This is a genomic window from Streptomyces litmocidini (genome assembly GCF_014649755.1).
Taxonomy (GTDB): Bacteria; Actinomycetota; Actinomycetes; order Streptomycetales; family Streptomycetaceae; genus Streptomyces; species Streptomyces litmocidini.
Window position 1 is genome coordinate 1 of record NZ_BMTQ01000022.1, and the last position, 15,024, is coordinate 15,024.

Below are 15,024 nucleotides of genomic sequence, written 5' to 3' on the forward strand. Positions count from 1 at the left end.
CTCGCCCCCGCCGACCTCGCCGGAGGCGGCGGCCTCGAAGAGGCCCTGCGCGCCCTCGCCGCCCGCGAGGCGACGGCCTTCCGGGTCGACGGGACCCCGGTGCCGCTGCCCGACCGCGTGCAGGCGGCGCTGCTGCGGATCGCCCAGGGCGCCCTCGCCAACATCCGCGAGCACGCCGACGCCGACTCCGCCGCCCTCACCCTCACGTACCTCGACGACCAGGTGGTCCTGGACGTCGCCGACGACGGCCGCGGCTTCGACCCGGCGCTCGCGCGCGAGCGGGCCGAGCGGGGTCACGGCCTGCCCGCGATGCGGGTGCGCGCCCAACAGCTCGGTGGCACCCTGACGGTCGAGTCCACCCCGGGCGAGGGCACGGTGCTCTCCGCCGCGATCCCGCTCCCCCTGGAGTCCTGATGTCCGTACGGATCCTCCTCTGCGACGACCACGTCGTCGTCCGCGCCGGCCTGCTCGCGCTGCTCGGCAGCACCCCCGACATCGAGGTGGTGGGCGAGGCGGGCAGCGGCGAGGAGGCCGTCGCGATGGCGGCGAAGCTCAAGCCGGACGTCGTCCTGATGGACCTCCAGCTCGGCGCGGGCATCGACGGCGTGGAGGCGACCCGGCGGATCGCGCCCACCGGCGTCCACGTCCTGGTCCTCACCACGTACGACACGGACGCGGACATCACGCGGGCGATCGAGGCGGGTGCGACGGGCTACCTGCTGAAGGCCGAGCGGCCCGAGGAGCTGTTCGCCGCGATCCACTCCGCCGCCCAGGGCCGCACGGCCCTCTCCCCGCCGGTCGCCAGCCGGGTCATGGACCGCATGCGGGGCGCGGCGGGCCCCTCGCTCACCGACCGGGAGCGGGACATCCTCGGACAGCTGGGGCGCGGCCTCGGCAACCGGGAGATCGCGCGGGCGCTGTTCATCAGCGAGGCGACGGTGAAGACGCACCTCGGCCGCATCTACGCCAAGCTCGGCGTCGACACCCGGGCCGGCGCGGTCGCGGTGGCGAAGGAACGCCGACTGCTGCCGTAGCCCGTTGGGCTGGCCCCCGGCGCCGTTCCCCGGCACCGCACGGCCTCCCACTGCTACCGTGCGTCGTCACTCGACCGCACGGTGTCATGTCTCAGTGGGAGCGCACGTGAAGCTCGCGATCGTCGGCGGCGGACCCGCCGGCCTCTACCTCTCGATCCTGCTGAAGCGGCAGGATCCGTCCCACGACATCACCGTGTACGAACGGAACCCGGCGGGCTCCACGTACGGCTGGGGCGTGACGTACTGGGCGGGGCTCCTCGACAAGCTGCGCGCCGGCGACCCCGAGTCCGCGGCCGCCGTCGCCGAGGCGTCCGTGACCTGGACCGACGGGGTCGCCATCGTCCGCGACGAGCGGACCGTCCACCGCGGCGACGCGGGCTTCGGCATCGGACGGCGACGGATGCTCGCACTGCTCGCCGACCGCGCCGAGGACCTCGGCGTACGGGTCGGGTTCGAGCACGGCATCCCCGGCCCGGACGCGCCCGAACTGGCCGGCGCGGGCCTGGTCGTCGCCGCCGACGGCGTCAACAGCGCGCTCCGCGAGGCGCACGCCGACCACTTCGGCAGCGAGGTCACCAGCGGCCGCAACCAGTACATCTGGCTCGGCACCACCAAGGTCTTCGACTCCTTCAGCTTCGCCTTCAAGGAGACCGAGCACGGCTGGATCTGGTGCTACGCCTACGGCTTCAGCGGCGAGCGCTCCACCTGCGTCGTCGAGTGCTCCCCGGAGACCTGGACCGGCCTCGGCCTCGACACGCGCGGCGAGGCCGACAGCCTGAACCTCCTGGAGAAGCTCTTCCACGACCTCCTCGACGGGCACGAGCTGATCGGCCGCGAACGCGCCGACGACGCCGCCCGCTGGCTGACCTTCCGCACCCTCACCAACCGGGTCTGGCACCGGGACAACCTCGTCCTCCTCGGCGACGCCGCCCACACCACCCACTACTCGATCGGCGCGGGCACCACCCTCGCCCTGGAGGACGCGCTCGTCCTCGCGGACGTCCTGCGCGCCCCCGGCGACCTCGACGCCGCCCTCACCGCGTACGGCAGGCGCCGGCGCGCCGAACTCGTCTCCGCGCAGAGCGCCGCCCGCTACAGCGCCCAGTGGTACGAGAACCTCCCGCGCTACATGAACCTGGAACCGGCCAAGATGTTCGCGCTCCTCGGCCAGCGCCACTCACCGCTGCTCCCGCACGTCCCGCCGCAGCTGTACTACCGGATCGACCGGGCCGCCGGACAACTGGAGCCCCTGCGCCGCCTCAAGCGCTGGCTGGGCCCCCGGGTGGCCCGGGCGGCGCACGGGCGCCGCTGAGCCCCGCACCGGCTCACACGTCCCGGCGGTGGACGGCGAGGAAGGCCACCGTCACGGCGCCCGCCGCCCAGGCCGCGTACACGGTCCACGCCCCGCCGGCGGTCCACGGATGGTCCACCGGCACCGGCGACACCCCGACCTCGGTGAGCCGCTTCCACGCCCCCTGCGGCAGGGCGTGCAGGAACACCGCGCCCCAGCGGTTGCGCTCGTCCATCAGGGCCGGCAGCAGGAGCAGCACACCGGTCAGGGAGACGATCGTCGTCGCGGTGTGCCGCAGCAGCGCCCCGAGGCCGAAGCCGGCGAGGGCGCACACCGGAGCGAGGAGCGCCGACGCGGCGACGGCCCGCAGCACGCCTTCGTCGCCGATCGCCATGCCGACGTCCCGGCCGTCGAGCACGGCCTGCGTGACGGCGAACGAGACCCCGGCGACCAGCGCGCCGTACGCCAGCATCACGGTGGCGAGGACGAGCGTCTTCGCCGCGACGACGGACCGGCGGGCCGGGACGGCCGCGAAGGTCGTCCGGATCTGACCCGTGCCGTACTCACCGACGATCACCAGCGCTCCGATCGAGCCGGTCGCGAGGGTGAAGACCATGGCCCCGCCGAGCGTGAACGCGTCGCGCATCGCCCAGACCGGCACGAAGAGCTCCTTGATGCCGTCCGAGTAGTTCGGGTAGTTGCGGTGGTCGGCGAGGGTCGCGTTGAGGTTGACGCCGAGGACGGCGACCGCGCCGACGGCGAAGGCCCAGGGCGTGGAGCGGAGCGACCACAGTTTCGTCCACTCGGCTGCGAGCAGGTCGCGGAAACGGGCGTGCGGCATCAGCGGTACTCCACACTGTCGGCGGTGAGCTCCATGAACGTCTCTTCGAGGGAGGAGGCGTGCGCGGTCAGTTCGGCGAGCGGGATGCCGTGCCGGAAGGCGAGGAGGCCGATCCGGTCCGCGTCGGCCCCGGTCACGGCGAGGCGTCCTCCTCGGTGCCGCACGGTCGCCCCCTCGGCCTCCAGGGCGTCGACGAGGCTCCGGGCGGCCGCCGGGTCGGCCGTCCGCACGGTCACGCTCCGGCGGGTGCCGCGCGCGGCGAAGGCGGCCACGCTCTCGGCCGCGATGAGCCGGCCGCGGCCGATGACGACGAGGTCGTCGGCGGTGTGTTCCATCTCGCTCATCAGATGGCTGGAGACGAACACCGTCCGGCCCTCGGCGGCGAGCCGCCGGAACAGCCCCCGCGCCCACAGGACGCCCTCCGGATCCAGGCCGTTGACCGGCTCGTCGAAAAGGAGCACGGGTGGGTCGCCGAGCAACGCGGCGGCGATGCCGAGGCGTTGCCTCATGCCGAGCGAGTAACCGCCGATCCGCCGCCGCCCCGCCCCGCCGAGCCCGACCTCGTCGAGGACCTCGCCGACCCGACGGCGCGGAATGCCGTTGGTGCGGGCGAGCGCCACCAGATGCGCTTCGGCGGTCCGGCCGCCGTGCACGTCGTGCGCGTCGAGCAGCGCACCGACGTGCCGCAGCCCGCGCGGCAGCTCCCGGAACCGCCGCCCGTCGACGGTGGCCGTCCCGGACGTCGGCTCGTTCAGCCCCAGGATCAGCCGCAGGGCCGTCGACTTCCCGGCCCCGTTGGGCCCGAGGAAGCCGGTCACCCGCCCGGGCTTCACGCTGAAGCTGAGCCGATCGACGGCGAGACGACCGGCGGCGGGGCGGTCGGCGGCGGGGCCCGTATCGGCCCCGGGGGCGGCGGCGGACACCGTACGGCCGGCGGCGGGACCGGCGGTGGACGCCGGTCGACGGATCCCGCCGACGCGCCGGAACCGGCTCGGACGGCCGTAGCGCTTGGTCAGTTCGTGGACTTCGATCATGCGACCCACGGTGACCGTCCGGCACCCCCCGGCACATCGGCCCGGCGGCCACAACCCGCCCGAGGGGGCAGCCCGGAGGCGTACGCCCGCAGGGCGATGTCCCGGCGTACGGCCACGCCTACGATCGGGGCCATGCCCGCCACCCCGACCGACCGCCCGCCCCACGACCGGGTGGCGGCGACCCTCGCCTGGGGCACGGCCGTCGCCCACCCCCTCCTGTTCCTCGCCGGCCTCCGGACCGGCCCGTACCGCCCCACCGAGCTGCGGTTCTTCCTCACCGCCGTCGCCGTGGGCCTGACACTGCCCCTGGTGCGCCGCAACCCGCCCGCCGCGCTCGGACTGCTGCTCGCCGGAATGCTCGCGGCGGCGACGACCCGCCCGGACGCCGTGTTCCTCTACCTTCCGGTCCTCGCCGCCGACGCCGTCGTCGGCCGGATCGCCCTCCTGTACCCGCTCCGGATCCTGCTGCCCACCGCCCTCGGCGCGCTCGGCGCCCAGATCGCGGCCGCGACCTACACCACCTCGGGGCAGGACGTCTTCGTCAGCACCGTCGTGGCCCTCGCGCTCGCCCTGCTCACCGCCGGACTCCTCGGCCGGTCCGTACGCGAACGGCGCAGCCACGCGGCGGAGTTGCGCGTCGCGACCGCCGCCGAGGCCGTCGCCGCCGAACGGCTCAGGATCGCCCGTGAACTGCACGACGTCGTCGCGCACAGCATCGGCGTCATCGCCATCCAGGCGGGCGTCGGCCGCCGGGTCATCGACACCCGGCCCGCCGAGGCCCGCAACGCCCTCGCCACCATCGAGACCACCGGCCGGGAGACCCTCGCCGGTCTGCGCCGCACCCTGGGCGCGCTGCGCGGTGCCGCCGCCGACGGCCGCCCCGCACCCCGCGACCCGGCGCCCGGCCTCGCCGACCTGGAACGGCTCGCCGCCTCCACGGCGGACGCGGGGGTACGGGTCGAACTGCGGCACCTCGGCAACCCCGACGTGTCGCTCCCGCCGGAGGTCGACCTCGCCGCGTACCGGATCGTGCAGGAGTCCCTCACCAACGTCGTCCGGCACGCGGCCGTCCCCACCTGCCGGGTGACGGTGGAGCGGCGCGCCGACACCCTGCTCGTCGAGATCGCCGACGACGGCCGCGGCACGCCCTGCGCGGAGCCCGGCGGCGGCTACGGCCTCGTCGGGATGCGCGAACGCGCCGCGCTCCTCGGCGGCAGCCTCAGCGCGGGCCCCCGGCCCGGCGGCGGCTTCCACGTCACGGCACTGCTGCCGCTGCCCGACCTCCTGGAAGGAACCCCCGCCCCGTGAGTCCCCGCATCCGCGTCCTCCTCGTCGACGACCAGCCACTGGTCCGGGCCGGGCTGCGCGTCCTCATGGCCGACACCCCCGACCTCGAGGTCGTCGGCGAGGCCGGCTCCGGCACGGAGGCGGTCGCCCTGTCCCGGAACCTCGGGCCCGACGTGGTGCTGATGGACGTGCGGATGCCCGGCATGGACGGCATCGAGGCCACCCGGATCGTCACGGCGGGACCCGGGGCGCCGCGCGTCCTCGTCCTGACCACCTTCGACGACGACGCGTACGTGTACGGCGCGCTCCGCTCCGGTGCGAGCGGCTTCCTCGTCAAGGACATGGCCCTCGACGACATCCTCCACGCGATCCGGGTGGTGGCCTCCGGCGACGCCCTGATCGCACCGGGCGTGACCCGCCGCCTGATCCAGGAGTTCGCGGCGCGCCCGGAACCCCGGGCGGTCCGGGGCGTGCCGCGCGGCCTCGACGGGGTCACCGAACGCGAACGGGAGGTCCTCGCCCTCGTCGGCCGGGGCCTCTCGAACGGCGAGATCGCGGAACGGCTCCACATCAGCGCGGCCACCGCGAAGGCGCACGTGGCGCGCCTCCTCTCCAAGCTGGACGCGCGCGACCGGGTGCAGCTGGTGATCCTCGCGTACGAGACGGAGCTGGTGCCGTGACACCATCGGTCCCGTGCTCGACATCGGCTACTCCCTCTCGCGTCGCTTCCCCGACCCGCCGCAGACCGACTACCGCCACGCGGACGTCCACGCCCTGCGCCACGACCTGTTCTGCGGGGACGTGTACCTCGCCGACACGGAGACCGACCGCGAGGTGTCCACGTCCTGGGGATGGGTGCCGGTGCTCGACTTCGCGTGGGCGCTGTGCGACATCGTCGAGCAGCTCGACCGGGACCCGCGCGGCAGCCGCGCCGCGCAGCCGCAGTACGCGGAGCTCGACTTCACCGAGTCCACGGACCGGATGCTCTTCGAGCGCCGCTTCGGATGGGTGGACGTCGAGGCCGACTGGATGCCGGGCGACGAGCCGCCGGTCACCTTCAACCACGCCGAGCTGCGGCGCGAGGCGCGGGACTTCCTGCACGACCTGATCGCGGACCTCACGGACATGCACGAGGGCCTGGCGGACAACCCCGCCATCTGGACCCTCCAGTCCCGCTTCCCCCGCCTGCCCTAGCCCGCGTACGGGACGGCGGGACGGCATCCCCCGTACGGGCACCGTTCCGTCCCCACGCCCCCCGTTGTGGGCGCGCCCTGCTGGGCGGCGCCCCTTCCGCCACCGCCGTGTGGGCGCGCGCCCGCCGGGGCCGGTCCCCCTGCCCGTGTGGGCAATCGTCCCGCCGGGCGAGGGGGGTCCCCCTGCTCGCCCCAGCGGAACGACTGCCCACAACAGGGCGCGAGGGGGCACCGCCCCGGCGGGCGCGCGCCCACGACGGGGGGCGCGGGAGCGGGCACCGTCCCCGGGGTGCCCGCACGCGGCGGGCGCCGCAGGCCGGGGTCACCCCTCCACCCGCACCCCCAGCCACGCCGCCAGCACCGGTGCCAGGTCCAGGAGTTGCGTCGCGGAGATCACCGCGCCCGCCAGGGACTCCACCCCCCGCGCGATCTCGAGGCGCTGCACCCCCCGCAGGTCCACGTCCGTGAGCCGCGCCCCCGTGAAGTCCACGCCCGTGAGCACGCAGTCCACGAACTCGACCCGCTCCAGGACCGCGCCCCCGAAGTCCGGCTCGCTCAGCACGCAGCCCTCGAAGACGACGTCCTTCAGCTTCGCCGCCCGCAGGTTGAGGTAGTCGCTCTTGCCGCCCCGGACGACGACCCGCTCCAGGACCGCCCCGTGCAGCTGCGCCCCGCCGAGCCGCGCCTCCACGAGTTCCACGTCCCGCAGCTGCGCCCCGGCGAGCTCGGTGCCCACCCCCCGTACCCCCGTCAGCACCGAGTCGAGGAACCGCGCCCCCGTGAGCCGCGTGCCGTCGAGCCCGCACTCGCGCAGCGCGCAATCCAGGAACCGGGCTCCTTCCCCCGACTGGCCCGCCAGGTCGAGCCCGGCCAGTTCGAGGCCGTCGTAGTCCCCGTCCGGTGCGAGCCCGCCGCCGTACGCCTCCAGGGGCGGCAGCCGGACCTCCGGCCGCCGTGCCCCCGCCACCTTCTTCTTGCGTGTCGCCGCCATGCCCCCATCGTGAGGTACGCCACTGACAACGCCCCGATGTCACATCCCGGGCCCCGCCGTCCGTCCCCGCTGTGAGACCGACACGAGGAGACGGACATGCGGAAGCTCACGATCATCGGCGGCGGCTTCGCCGGACTGACCGCCGCCCTCACGGCCGCCGAGGCCGGCACCGAGGTGACCGTCCACGAGGCGCACCGGACGCTCGGCGGCCGCGCGCGGACGGCCGACGGCCCGTACCGCACGAACGAGGGCCCGCACGCCCTCTACAGCGGCGGCCCCCACTGGACCTGGCTGAAGCAGCGCGGCCTCCTCGGCCCGCTCGCCGCGCTGCCGGCCGCCGAGGCCCTCCGGTTCCGCTTCCACCGCGACGGCGCCCTGCGCCGCACCCCGCCGTTCGGCCTGTTGCGCCAGGCCCGCCGTAAGGCCGAACAGGCCCCGGTGGAGCTCGACTTCCACACCTGGGCGACGGGCCTCGCGGGCGAGCGCACCGCGCGCGTGGCCGCGGCGTACAGCGGGGTCGCCCTCTTCCACCACGATCCCGGCTCCCTCTCGGCCCGCTTCGTGCAGGAGCGGCTGCACCGGGCCGCCGCCCTGCCGCCCGAGGCGCACTACGTCCGGGGAGGCTGGGGCGAGTTGATCGAGCGGATGGCCACGCGCGCGCGTGAACTGGGCGTACGGATCGAGACCTCGTCCCGGGTCGACGCCCTGCCGCTCGGCGGCGGTCCGGTGATCGTCGCGACCGCCCTGCCGGCGGCCGCCCGGCTCCTCGGCGACCCGTCGCTGGCCTGGGAGGGCGGCCGCACGGTCCTGTTCGACCTGGCGCTGCGCCGGCGGAAGGGCGACCCGTTCGTGGTCTCCGACCTGGACGCGCCGGGCTGGATCGAGCGGTTCACGGCGCAGGACCCCTCGCTGGCCCCCGCGGGACGGCAGCTGATCCAGGCGCAGTTGCCGATCGGCCCCGACGCGTCGAAGGCGGACGGCGTCGCCCATGCGGAACGGCTGCTCGACCTCGGCTTCCCGGGCTGGCGGGAGCGGACGGTGTGGCGTCGGGAGTCCGTCTCCCAGGGCCGTACGGGAGCGGTGGACCGCCCGGGCACGACCTGGCGCGACCGGCCGGCCGTCGACCGGGGCGACGGGGTGTACCTGGTGGGGGACGGGGTGGCGGCGCCGGGCGTGCTGTCGGAGGTGTCGTTCACGAGCGCGGTCGAGGCGGTGTCGCTGGCCCTGCGCGCGGACCTCCCGCTGAGGCGCCGCCTTGACCTCGAGCGCGCTTGAGGTCGGAGGCTGGGCACTCCGGTCCATCCGCACAACGACAGGGGAACGCCATGCACGCCATCCGCCTCCACGCCTTCGGCCCCGCCGAGAACCTCACCTACGAGGAGACGCCCGACCCCGTGCCGGGCCCCGGCCAGGTACGCGTCCGGGTCGCGGCGGCCGGCGTGCACCTCCTCGACACCGTCCTCCGCGAAGGCGCCACGGGGCCCTTCCCCGCGCCCGCCGAGCTCCCCACGATCCCCGGCCGCGAGGTCGCCGGCACCGTCGACGCCCTCGGCGAGGGCACCGACCCGGTCTGGCTCGGCCGGCGGGTCGTCGTCCACCTCGGCATGAACCCCGGCGGTTACGCCGAACTCGCCGTCGCCGACGCCGCCCGCCTGCACGCCCTGCCCGACCACCTCGGCGAGGCGGAGGCCGTCGCCATGATCGGCACCGGCCGCACGACCCTGGGCATCCTGGGATTCACCGAGCTCGGGCCCGACTCGGTCGCGATCGTCCCGGCCGCCGCCGGCGGCATCGGCACCCTGCTCGTCCAGTACGCCAAGAACGCCGGCGCCACCGTCATCGGCCTCGCCGGCGGCCCCGCGAAGGTCGCCCTCGTCGAGGCGAACGGCGCCGACCTGGCCGTCGACTACAAGCGGCCCGACTGGCCGGAGAAGGTCCGCGCGTACCTGGGCGACCGTCCGGCGACCGTCGTCTTCGACTCGGTCGGCGGCGCCACCGGCCGCGCCGCCGTCGACCTGCTCGGCAAGGGCGGACAGCACCTGGTCTTCGGCTGGTCCGGGGCCGGGCTCCACGACGGCGAACCGCTCGTCTTCACCGAGGAGGAGCTCACCGCCCGCGGGATCACCTCGGAGTCCGTCCTCGGCCCCGTCATGATCCAGAAGGCGGGCGGCGACATCCGCACCCTCGAACTCGCCGCCCTCGAAGCCGCCGCCACCGGCCGCCTCCGCCCGGCGCTCCACCGGTTCCCCCTCGCGCGGGCGGCGGAGGCCCACCGCACCCTGGAGAACCGGGGCACGACGGGCAAGGTGGTCCTGATCCCGTAGCGGGCAGCGGACGGCGGACGGCGGGCCGGGCGTCAGACGCCCAGCACGTCCCAGGAGTGCGCCTTGAACTCCTTCGTGAAGTCGGGGTGGTCCTCCCACATCCGGGCGACGGAGCGCAGCACGTCCCAGTTGTGCTCCAGCGCCTGGTCGACGACCTGCCGCAGCTCCGGCGCCGTCTCCCGCTTCTCCACGAGCCCGTTCACCGCCGACGCGGCCTGCACGGTGTAGCGCAGGGCCCGCAGCGCCCTCGACGTGTCGTCCATGCCGAATCCGTGGTCGCTGCCGTTGGCGGGGTCGAAGAGCGGCGTCAGCCGCGCCTCGATGAAGCCGGTGATCCGCTGGAACCGCTGCTCAATGTCCATGCCCCCTTCCTACACCGTCGCCCCGCCCAGCTCCGCCAGGGCCCCGTCCGTCAGCCGGTAGACCGTCCACTCGTCCTGCGGACGGGCGCCCAGCGACTCGTAGAAGTCGATCGAGGGCCGGTTCCAGTTCAGTACGGACCATTCCAGGCGCTCGTAGCCGCGCTCGACGCAGATGCGGGCCAGTTCGCGCAGCAGGGCCTTGCCGTGGCCGCCGCCCCGGGCCTCCGGGCGGACGTACAGGTCCTCCAGGTAGATGCCGTGGACCCCGCGCCAGGTCGAGAAGTTGAGGAACCAGAGCGCGAAGCCCACCGCCTCGCCCGCCTCCGTCTCGGCGATGTGCGCGAAGGCGGCGGGACGCTCGCCGAACAGGGCCTCGTGGAGCTGTTCGGGAGTCGTACGGACCTCGTCGAGGGCCTTCTCGTACTCGGCGAGGTCACGGATCAGGGCGTGGATGACGGGGACGTCGGCAGGCGTGGCTGTACGGATCATGCCCCCAGCCTGCCCGGCGCCACACCCTCCTGGCCAGCAGGATCCGCGCGACGGGCCCCCCGCCCCGCGTCCCGCCCTCCCGGGCCGGCAGGTGTCGTCCTCCGTCGAGCCGTTCCAGGAGCGGCGTCCCCGTCGGCGGTCCGCGTCACCGGCAGCACCGGCGAGGCCGTCCCGTACATCGACGGCCCGGACGGCCGCAACCCCCACCGGTCGAGGAAATGCGCGGCCCGGCCCGGCAGGGCGTCGATGAAGGCCCGACCCGCGTTTCCGTTGAACCGGAACTGCGTCTTCACCGGTTCTTCCGGAATCCCGATCACCCCGGAATGCTGGACACCGGCACACCGAGGGCGTGCCGCACGCACCCGCGTCATCCCCTTCGGCTCACTTCGGCTCACGAGGAACAGCATGAGCAGCACGGTCACGGTCAACGGCGGAATATCGTTCTGGTACGCGCAGCAGGGCGCCCCCGCGCCCCGCGAACCGCTCCCCGGCGACACCGCCGCCGACGTCTGCATCGTCGGCGGCGGATACACGGGACTGTGGACCGCCTACTACCTCAAGAAGGCCGTCCCCTTCCTCAACATCACCGTCCTCGAAGCCAAGTTCTGCGGATACGGCGCCTCCGGCCGCAACGGCGGCTGGCTCTACAACGGCATCGCCGGCCGCGACCGCTACGCCAGGCTCCACGGCCACGAGGCCGCCGTCCGCCTCCAGCAGGCCATGAACACCACCGTCACCGAGGTCCTCGACGTCTGCGACGCCGAGAAGATCGACGCCGACCAGCACCGCGGCGGCGTCCTGGAGGTGGCCCTCTCCCCCGCCCAGTTCGCCCGCCTCAAGGCCTTCCACGCCGCCGAACTCGCCTTCGGCGAGACCGACCGCGAGCTGTACGGCGCCCGCGAGACCGCCGGACGCATCCGCGTCGCCGGGGCCGTCGGCTCCTCCTGGACCCCGCACGGCGCCCGCCTCCACCCGGTCAAGCTCGTCCAGGGCCTCGCGGCGACCGTCGAGGCGCTCGGCGTCACGATCCACGAGTCGACCCCCGTCACCGAGATCAAGCCGAAGCACGCGATCACCCCGTACGGCACCGTCCGCGCCCCGTACGTCCTGCGCTGCACCGAGGGCTTCACCGCCTCCCTCGCCGGCCAGCGCCGCACCTGGCTCCCCATGAACTCCTCGATGATCGCCACCGAGCCCCTCACCGACGCCCAGTGGGAGTCCGTCGGCTGGGACGGCCGCGAGACCCTCGGCGACATGGCCCACGCCTACATGTACGCGCAGCGCACCGCCGACGGCCGCATCGCGCTCGGCGGCCGGGGCGTCCCGTACCGCTTCGGCTCGAAGACCGACAACGACGGCCGCACCCAGGCCCGGACCGTCGACGCCCTCCGCGAGATCCTGATCCGCTTCTTCCCGCAGCTGGCGGGCGTACGGATCGACCACGCGTGGTCCGGCGTCCTCGGCGTCCCCCGCGACTGGTGCGCCACCGTCACCCTCGACCGCTCCACCGGCCTCGGCTGGGCCGGCGGCTACGTCGGCTCCGGCGTCGCCACCGCCAACCTCGCGGCCCGCACCCTCCGCGACCTGATCCAGCAGGACTCGGGCCAGTCGGGCCCCACCGACCTCACGTCCCTCCCCTGGGTCGGTCACAAGGTCCGCAAGTGGGAGCCGGAGCCGCTGCGCTGGCTCGGCGTCCAGACCATGTACGCCGCCTTCCGGGGCGCCGACCGCCGCGAGACGACGGGCCGCACGGCGGCCACGGACCGGGTGGCGGTCCTGGCGAACCGCCTGAGCGGCCGCTGAGGAACACGCCGGGCGGGGCGCGTACCGCGCGCACCCGCCCGGCGGACCGGGCCCCACCCTGCGGACCGGCTCCCCACCCCGCGGACCGGCTCCCCACCCCGCGGACCGGCTCCCCACCCGGCGGACAGGGCCCCACCCCGCGGACCGGCTCCCCACCCGGGGGACAGGCCCGGCCTACTCCACCTCGATGCCGAAGTCCCCCACGAGCTCCTCGAGCCCGCCCCGGTACCCCTTCCCGCCGAGGACGAAGTCCCAGTCCCCGCCGGCCCGCCGCCGGAACGACCCGAGGACGAGCGCCTTCTCCCCCGGCCGCCCGTCGGACACCTCCAGCCGGTCGAGCTCGGCGCCCGCGTCGTCCCGCAGCCGTATCCCGGCCTCCGTGAACCCGCCCAGGTCCGCGTCGGGGTTCACCTCCGGGTCCACGGCCGCCACCAGGACCAGCCGGTCCGCCCGCGCGGGCAGCGCGTCGAAGCCGACCCGCACGGCCGCGCGGTCACCGGGGGCGGCCGCCACCACGGCGACCGAACCGTCCGGTGTCGCGGGGTTGTTGAAGAAGACGAACCACTCGTCGCCGAGGACCCGGTTCCCGGCGCAGACCAGCGCGCAGACGTCGAGGACCGCGGACCCCGACCACACCATTCCGAGCAGGCTGAAGTCCTCGGCGGCCTCGGCGGGAGCGGACGCGGGCACGGGCGCGGACCCGGACGCCAGCGGTCGGGCGGCCCCGCCCAACCGGCCCCGCAGACCGTGCTGGTGCAGCAGGTCCACCAGCTCGGTCCCCGAGATCAGCGTCAGCGGCTTGCCGTTGGCGAAGGCGTACGAGCCGGGCCCGAACTTCGACGTCGTGACGAGGACGCCCTTGTTGGCCCCCTTGTCCTGCACGGTCCCGAACAGGTCCCGTACGGCGCTCGGCGGCACGGTGTTCCGGTACCGCTTCACCTGCACCACGATCGACCCGCCGCTGATCGGATCGGGATCCAGCGCCTCCACGTCGACCCCGCCGTCACCCGACCGCCGCGTGGTCACCGCCTGGAGCCCCCGGGCCCGGAACAGCTCGGCCACGAGCCCCTCGAAGGCGATCGGATCCATGGCGAGCAGGTCCGGCTCCTCACCGTCCCCCCGGGACACCACGTCCGAGCCGACCTGGCCCGGCAGCCTCAGCGGCTCCACCGCCGCCCGCTCGTCCGGCTTCGCCGACAGACGGCCCCCGAGCGCCCCCGTCAGGCAGTCCACGGCCGCCACCAGCTCCAGGTTCAGCCGCTCGAAGGCCTGCCGCTCCACGACCACGGACGCCACGCACACCCGCGCGTCCAGGCCCGTCGCCGGGTTCACCCCGCTCACGTACCCGTTCAGCGCCACCCCGTCGAGCGCCCCGAAGCGATCCGCGGCGAACAGCTCCCGCACCGCGAGCAGCACGCTCTGCGCCAACACGTCCCGGTACAGCGCCCGCCGCTGCGTCACCGGCCGCGGGACCTCCCTCTCCTGGTCGGTGCTCGGCAGGTACTTGACCCCCTTGGCCCCCGGAACCACCTCGTACCCGGGCAGGTCCCAGTCGAGGACGAGCCCGCGTCCGGCCCGGTCGTAGGCGGCCGACACCTCGCGGGGAAACCCCTCGGGCCAGGCGGTCGACGCGAACAGCACGGCGGAGAAGTACTCGACGACCGTGTCGGCGTCCCCGTTCCGCAGGGCCGTGCCGGTCCCGTCGATCCCGCTGTTGTGGGCGCGCACCTCGGCGAGACGGGCGGCCGCCCAGGCGTCGTACTCCCGCCGGTACGCGGCGAGTTGCTCGACCCGCCGCGCCTCGGCGGCCTGCGCCGCGTACCAGTCGCGCTCGAACCGGGCCCGCGCGTCCCGCTCGGCCTGGGCACGACCGGAGGGCGTCCAGGCGGACTGCGCCTGGTAGAGGCGCTGATCGGGCATGGCGACGGGCTCGGCGAGCGGGCCGGGCGAGAAGGGCGCGACGTCCTCGGCGCGACGCAGGGACTCCACGGAGAAGGCGGGCGCGCGGCAGCCGGCCGCGAGCAGCCCCTCGAGGAGGGCGACCCGCTCCTCCAACTCGCGGGTGCGCCGCAGGGCGTCGGCTTCCCGCTGCTGCCGATAGGCGGCCCGCTGCTCCCGCTGCATCCGGGCGACGTCCCGCTCGTACGCCCGCTGCGCCCGCTCGGCGTCCCGCTGCTGCCGCAGCACCGCCTGGTGCTGCCCCTCCCGCTGCCTCTGCGCCACCCGCTGCTGCTCGGCCCACACCCCGATCAGCCCACCGGAACGCCGACTCATCCCCGCACCCCTCCCACGCCCCGACCACCCGCACGCCCCCCGTGTCGCACAAGTGTCCCTGACGGCGGCGGGCCGGGGCACGAGAACGCCGGAGTGCTCCC

At 74.9% G+C, this 15,024-nt stretch carries 15 protein-coding genes; 9 read left to right on the plus strand and 6 right to left on the minus strand.

The annotated features are described in order from the left end of the window. From IE180_RS32205 to IE180_RS32215, 3 genes are all read left to right on the plus strand, one after another. Window positions 1–414: sensor histidine kinase (locus IE180_RS32205; protein WP_308434456.1), on the plus strand; the 414-nt coding region annotated here is incomplete at its 5' end. Further along, the gene (locus IE180_RS32210) at window positions 414–1,034 is read left to right on the plus strand and encodes a response regulator (protein ID WP_015035223.1); all 621 of its coding nucleotides are present in this window, start codon (window positions 414–416) and stop codon (window positions 1,032–1,034) included. The genes IE180_RS32205 and IE180_RS32210, both read left to right, overlap by 1 nt. Before the next feature lie 106 nt (window positions 1,035–1,140). Then, window positions 1,141–2,346 (plus strand): FAD-dependent monooxygenase, encoded by a 1,206-nt coding sequence (locus IE180_RS32215; protein WP_190160487.1) that lies wholly within the window; start codon window positions 1,141–1,143, stop codon window positions 2,344–2,346. A gap of 13 nt (window positions 2,347–2,359) precedes the next feature. On the opposite strand, the gene IE180_RS32220 is transcribed toward IE180_RS32215, so the two are convergent. Further along, window positions 2,360–3,166: an ABC transporter permease subunit gene (locus tag IE180_RS32220; protein WP_190160488.1), complete on the minus strand. Its 807-nt coding sequence runs from the start codon at window positions 3,164–3,166 to the stop codon at window positions 2,360–2,362. Then, on the minus strand, window positions 3,166–4,200 hold the full coding sequence (locus IE180_RS32225; RefSeq protein WP_190160489.1) for an ATP-binding cassette domain-containing protein: 1,035 nt from the start codon (window positions 4,198–4,200) through the stop codon (window positions 3,166–3,168). Before IE180_RS32225 ends, IE180_RS32220 begins: the two co-directional genes overlap by 1 nt. A gap of 132 nt (window positions 4,201–4,332) precedes the next feature. Between IE180_RS32225 and IE180_RS32230 the strand changes: the two genes are divergently transcribed. From IE180_RS32230 to IE180_RS32240, 3 genes are read left to right on the plus strand one after another with little or no spacing between them, the layout of a single operon-like run. After that, a complete protein-coding gene (locus IE180_RS32230) occupies window positions 4,333–5,508 on the plus strand; it encodes a sensor histidine kinase (RefSeq protein ID WP_190160490.1) in 1,176 nt (391 codons plus the stop codon). After that, the gene (locus IE180_RS32235) at window positions 5,505–6,167 is read left to right on the plus strand and encodes a response regulator (protein ID WP_229861119.1); all 663 of its coding nucleotides are present in this window, start codon (window positions 5,505–5,507) and stop codon (window positions 6,165–6,167) included. Before IE180_RS32230 ends, IE180_RS32235 begins: the two co-directional genes overlap by 4 nt. A gap of 13 nt (window positions 6,168–6,180) precedes the next feature. Further along, complete coding sequence (locus IE180_RS32240; protein ID WP_190160491.1) at window positions 6,181–6,681, plus strand: hypothetical protein; 501 nt, start codon at window positions 6,181–6,183, stop codon at window positions 6,679–6,681. Between the two features lie 321 nt (window positions 6,682–7,002). Here IE180_RS32240 and IE180_RS32245 read toward each other — a convergent pair whose 3' ends face one another. Further along, a complete protein-coding gene (locus tag IE180_RS32245) occupies window positions 7,003–7,671 on the minus strand; it encodes a pentapeptide repeat-containing protein (protein WP_190160492.1) in 669 nt (222 codons plus the stop codon). A 96-nt stretch (window positions 7,672–7,767) separates the two neighbouring features. On the opposite strand from IE180_RS32245, the gene IE180_RS32250 reads away from it, so the two are divergent. Beyond that, window positions 7,768–8,946 (plus strand): NAD(P)-binding protein, encoded by a 1,179-nt coding sequence (locus IE180_RS32250; protein ID WP_190160493.1) that lies wholly within the window; start codon window positions 7,768–7,770, stop codon window positions 8,944–8,946. A 50-nt stretch (window positions 8,947–8,996) separates the two neighbouring features. Then, entirely contained in the window at window positions 8,997–9,995 is a 999-nt protein-coding gene (locus IE180_RS32255; RefSeq protein WP_190160494.1) for a zinc-binding dehydrogenase, read from the plus strand. Between the two features lie 32 nt (window positions 9,996–10,027). On the opposite strand, the gene IE180_RS32260 is transcribed toward IE180_RS32255, so the two are convergent. Together IE180_RS32260 and IE180_RS32265 are read right to left on the minus strand one after the other, a co-directional pair. Continuing rightward, on the minus strand, window positions 10,028–10,357 hold the full coding sequence (locus IE180_RS32260) for a hypothetical protein (protein ID WP_190160495.1): 330 nt from the start codon (window positions 10,355–10,357) through the stop codon (window positions 10,028–10,030). A gap of 9 nt (window positions 10,358–10,366) precedes the next feature. Further along, window positions 10,367–10,846, minus strand: a complete 480-nt coding sequence (locus IE180_RS32265; protein WP_190160496.1) for a GNAT family N-acetyltransferase — start codon at window positions 10,844–10,846, stop codon at window positions 10,367–10,369. 405 nt (window positions 10,847–11,251) lie between these two features. Here IE180_RS32265 and IE180_RS32270 point away from each other — a divergent pair, with 405 nt between their 5' ends. After that, window positions 11,252–12,649, plus strand: coding sequence for an NAD(P)/FAD-dependent oxidoreductase (locus IE180_RS32270; protein WP_190160497.1), 1,398 nt, complete (start codon window positions 11,252–11,254; stop codon window positions 12,647–12,649). Between the two features lie 174 nt (window positions 12,650–12,823). Here IE180_RS32270 and IE180_RS32275 read toward each other — a convergent pair whose 3' ends face one another. Beyond that, the gene (locus tag IE180_RS32275) at window positions 12,824–14,923 is read right to left on the minus strand and encodes a restriction endonuclease (RefSeq protein ID WP_190160498.1); all 2,100 of its coding nucleotides are present in this window, start codon (window positions 14,921–14,923) and stop codon (window positions 12,824–12,826) included. Between the last annotated feature and the right edge of the window lie 101 nt (window positions 14,924–15,024).

What these genes read in the sequence shown, in the direction of transcription:
- IE180_RS32210 (WP_015035223.1), top strand. Translation starts at nt 414, where the DNA reads ATGTCCGTACGGATCCTCCTCTGCGACGACCACGTCGTCGTCCGCGCC.
- IE180_RS32220 (WP_190160488.1), bottom strand. Translation starts at nt 3,166, where the DNA reads ATGCCGCACGCCCGTTTCCGCGACCTGCTCGCAGCCGAGTGGACGAAA.
- IE180_RS32225 (WP_190160489.1), bottom strand. Translation starts at nt 4,200, where the DNA reads ATGATCGAAGTCCACGAACTGACCAAGCGCTACGGCCGTCCGAGCCGG.
- IE180_RS32230 (WP_190160490.1), top strand. Translation starts at nt 4,333, where the DNA reads ATGCCCGCCACCCCGACCGACCGCCCGCCCCACGACCGGGTGGCGGCG.
- IE180_RS32245 (WP_190160492.1), bottom strand. Translation starts at nt 7,671, where the DNA reads ATGGCGGCGACACGCAAGAAGAAGGTGGCGGGGGCACGGCGGCCGGAG.
- IE180_RS32250 (WP_190160493.1), top strand. Translation starts at nt 7,768, where the DNA reads ATGCGGAAGCTCACGATCATCGGCGGCGGCTTCGCCGGACTGACCGCC.
- IE180_RS32255 (WP_190160494.1), top strand. Translation starts at nt 8,997, where the DNA reads ATGCACGCCATCCGCCTCCACGCCTTCGGCCCCGCCGAGAACCTCACC.
- IE180_RS32260 (WP_190160495.1), bottom strand. Translation starts at nt 10,357, where the DNA reads ATGGACATTGAGCAGCGGTTCCAGCGGATCACCGGCTTCATCGAGGCG.
- IE180_RS32265 (WP_190160496.1), bottom strand. Translation starts at nt 10,846, where the DNA reads ATGATCCGTACAGCCACGCCTGCCGACGTCCCCGTCATCCACGCCCTG.
- IE180_RS32270 (WP_190160497.1), top strand. Translation starts at nt 11,252, where the DNA reads ATGAGCAGCACGGTCACGGTCAACGGCGGAATATCGTTCTGGTACGCG.
- IE180_RS32275 (WP_190160498.1), bottom strand. Translation starts at nt 14,923, where the DNA reads ATGAGTCGGCGTTCCGGTGGGCTGATCGGGGTGTGGGCCGAGCAGCAG.